Consider the following 3,695-nt stretch of genomic DNA (forward strand, 5'->3'; position numbering starts at 1 on the left):
GCCTAAAGCCGTTGAGATAGAGCCTTCAGCTAACGCAGCCGCTCAGTCATCAAATAATGAAGTCGTGCAAAGTAATAATGAGCCTGCCCAAGTTGCAGTAGAGCAACCGGTTCAACAAAGTGAAAACGCTTCAAAGCAACAGGCTTTAGCTAAAGAGCAACCACAAACCAATGTTGTTTCAGATGCTCAAGCCCAGCGACAAAGTGAAGATGAAGCTTATATGCTCCATAGTGATGCTGAACAAACGCTGGCCTCGCAATTTGACGATATAATGAGTAGCGCTGTAGATCAGGGTTTTAACCCTGCACCTACTGCAAACTCAGAACCTCAATCGGAGCCCTTAACAAATCACAATGCAAGTACGCCAATAGCTGAACAAGAAGCGCAGGCGCAATCTGCCATTGCTCGTATTTTACGTGATAGAAACATATCCGGTGCGGGTAGGTTATCAAGCAAGAGTACAAGCACCTCTGCAAATAATGTAGCAGCGCAGCCAAACCAAGCACCCGCTAAAAAGCCAGAACACCAGCCAAGAATGCCTAAAGCTCAAAGTGTTCACCAAGATAGTACCGCTGAAAATATAAACGAGCTCAACAGCGTTACAAGCGTAGCACCTAGCGATCCCCCACCTTGGGTGAATGATAGTGCAGATGCAAGTGAAAAAAAGCATGAGCTCCCACTAACAGGGAGCGAAAGCCAGGCACATGGTCACGCTAATACAAAACCAGCACGAAAAATTGATTTTAAAGAAAAGCATCAAACAATTACCGAAAATCTAGCGCCAGAGCTACTTGAGCAAATAAATCCTCAAAAAGTGCCTGAAGCAGCGCCCGAGGAAATTAGCATTCCCGTGCCTGATGATTTTCAAAGTCCAATTAGTGAAATTAGATTTGCACATCAACAAGATGAATGGGCTTATTTAATTAAACGTATGGGACTGGGTGGTCGTATGCGCCAATTTGCGTTGCATTCAATATTTACCAAGCAAGGCAACAGCTTACATATAGACGTTGATGAATCACAAAAGCATTTAGATACACCGATGCTTCGCCAAAGATTAGATGCCGCATTGTCGAGTATTTATGAGCATAACGTGTCGTTAAGTATTAATTTTGCTAAGGGAGTTATTGATTCTCCTTATCTGATTCAGCAAAAAATAGATGCAGGACGTCATCAACAAGCAATCGATGTGATCACATCGGATGAAAACATAGTACAATTTCAGCAAGTATTTAGCGCCGAAATTGACGAAAACAGTATTCAGGCATTGTAATTACATACAATCGCCCTTATGTTCATGTTAATTAATGTATTAAAAGAAAGAGAGAAAGTTATGTTTAAAGGTGGAATGGGCAACATGATGAAGCAAGCGCAGCAAATGCAAGATCGCATGCAAAAAGCCCAAGACGAAATCGCAACTCTTGAAGTTGTTGGTGAAGCCGGTGCAGGTTTAGTTAAAGTAACTATGCTTGGTAACCACAATGTACGTCGTGTTCAGCTTGATGAAAGCTTGATGGAAGACGACAAAGACATGATTGAAGACTTACTTGCAGCAGCATGTAACGATGCTGTTCGCCGTGTTGCAGAAGAAACACAAGAGCGTATGGGTAAAGTAACTGGCGGTATGCAATTACCACCAGGTATGAAAATGCCGTTTTAAGTCAATAATGCAACTTTCAGATAGTTTAAATCAGCTTATAGAAGCACTGCGCTGTCAACCGGGCATTGGTCCAAAGTCAGCGCAACGTATTGCTTTTCACCTGCTTGAGCGCGACCGAAAGGGAGGCACTCAGCTGGGTAATGCACTCACTAAAGCAATGACCGCCATAGGGCACTGTCAGTCTTGTCGTACTTTTTGCGAACAAGCTCAGTGCGATATTTGTTTAAGTACAAAACGCCAAGACAGCGGTATATTATGTGTTGTTGAATCGCCGACTGACGTACTTGCCATCGAGCAAACAGGGCAGTATTTAGGTCTATACTTTGTATTAATGGGTCACTTATCGCCAATTGACGGTATTGGTCCTAAAGAGATTGGCTTAGATGTTTTAGAGCAAAAGCTTGCTCAAGGCGATATTAATGAGGTTATTTTAGCGACTAACCCTACGGTTGAAGGCGATACTACCGCACATTATATTGCTCAGCTTTGTCATAAATACAAAGTAGGCGCTTCACGTATTGCCCATGGTATTCCTGTGGGTGGTGAGCTTGATTTAGTAGATGGTAGAACACTTATGCATGCCTTTAGCGGCAGGCGCCTAGTTACTCAAGACTAGCTCTAAGTCACTATTTGAAAACAAATTACCAAAGCCTACATGATTAAATCATGTAGGCTTTTTCGTTTTTAAGGTAAGCTTAAAAACAATCTAATTTATTTTTGGGCTATGTCTCTAATTAGTAAGGAATACAATGAAAGATAACCAACCCTATCAAGGTGCATTACTCGGTAGTAAGCGTTTTTTACCGCTTTTTATTACGCAGTTTTTCTCAGCGATAAACGATAACGTGTATAAGCAATCAGTGCTTATTCTATTAATATTTCAGGCTGCAACGCTTGCAGATGGCGCACTTTATTCAAATATTGCTGCTGGGTTATTTATTCTTCCGTTCTTTTTATTTTCAGGGATGGCAGGGCAGCTTGCAGAAAAAACAGAAAAATCAAAATTGATTAGAATCGTAAAACTATGTGAAATCCCTATTATGGTTGTTGGGGCAGTTTCTATTTTAACGCAGTATGTGTGGCTAATGTTAGCCACCGTATTTTTAATGGGCGTGCAAAGTGCGTTTTTTGGTCCATTAAAATATTCTATTTTACCGCAGCACGTAGCACCTAATGAATTAACAAAAGCAAATGGCTTGGTTGAATCAGGCACGTTTGTGGCGATACTAATGGGTACAATTTTTGGCACTTATTATATTACTCAATCAGTAGGGCCTACGCTTATAAGTATTGCCTTATTAGTCTTGGCCGTGATGGGTTATGTGAGCAGTCGCTTTATACCCACTAGTGAAGCAAACGAGCCTAACTTAAAATTTACCTATAATATATTTTCATCGACAAAAAACGTATTTTCAGCACTTAATTCGCAAACAGAATCGGTTGGTAAATCAGTCCTTGGGATCAGTTGGTTTTGGTTAATTGGCGCCATCGTTTTAACGTCCCTACCAAATTATGTAAAACACACAATGGGCGGCGATGAACTGGTTGTAACTAGCGCACTTGTTGTGTTTTCACTAAGTATTGCTATTGGTTCGTTACTGTGTGAAAAGCTTTCTCGCTCTCGAATAGAATTAGGAATTGTGCCTTTTGGCGCTATTTTAATTACCTCGTTTTTATACTTACTGAGCCAAGAGCCTGCTATTAGCACTTATTTACCTCAAAACCCTGAATTATTGACGCTTGAGCAGTTATTAAAAACAGGCGACATGGTGTGGCATTTTGTATGGATGGCAGGCATTGGTATTGGCTCTGGTTTTTACACTATACCGCTGTATGCGCTTATTCAACAGCGTACTGAAGAGTCGAGTCGCTCACGAGTTATAGCGGCTAACAATGTATTAAATGCACTGTTTATGGTGGGCAGTGCTGTTTTAAGTATTGTAACGCTGTCTGTTTTTCAGTGGAGTATTTCAGAGTTGCTACTTTTACTTGCTGGGCTAAACTTACTTATCTCTGTTTATATTTATACCAAAGT

At 41.0% G+C, this 3,695-nt stretch carries 4 protein-coding genes; all 4 read left to right on the top strand.

Translation table 11 applies throughout. The annotated features are described in order from the left end of the window. Positions 1–1,273: DNA polymerase III subunit gamma/tau C-terminal domain-containing protein (locus H5072_RS14265; RefSeq protein ID WP_310735885.1), on the top strand; the 1,273-nt coding region annotated here is incomplete at its 5' end. Between the two features lie 60 nt (positions 1,274–1,333). Further along, positions 1,334–1,660, top strand: a complete 327-nt coding sequence (locus H5072_RS14270) for a YbaB/EbfC family nucleoid-associated protein (protein ID WP_002962306.1) — start codon at positions 1,334–1,336, stop codon at positions 1,658–1,660. Between the two features lie 7 nt (positions 1,661–1,667). Continuing rightward, positions 1,668–2,276 carry a recombination mediator RecR gene (recR, locus tag H5072_RS14275; RefSeq protein ID WP_002962308.1) on the top strand — a complete coding sequence of 203 codons (609 nt, stop codon included), beginning with the start codon at positions 1,668–1,670 and terminating at the stop codon, positions 2,274–2,276. 133 nt (positions 2,277–2,409) lie between these two features. Further along, on the top strand, positions 2,410–3,695 hold a 1,286-nt coding region (locus H5072_RS14280), incomplete at its 3' end, for an MFS transporter (protein ID WP_182693893.1).

The organism is Pseudoalteromonas sp. SR45-5, from assembly GCF_014163565.1.
Lineage (GTDB): Bacteria > Pseudomonadota > Gammaproteobacteria > Enterobacterales > Alteromonadaceae > Pseudoalteromonas > Pseudoalteromonas distincta.

Coding starts and splice junctions, on each gene's coding strand:
- H5072_RS14270 (WP_002962306.1), top strand. CDS start 1,334: ATGTTTAAAGGTGGAATGGGCAACATGATGAAGCAAGCGCAGCAAATG.
- recR (WP_002962308.1), top strand. CDS start 1,668: ATGCAACTTTCAGATAGTTTAAATCAGCTTATAGAAGCACTGCGCTGT.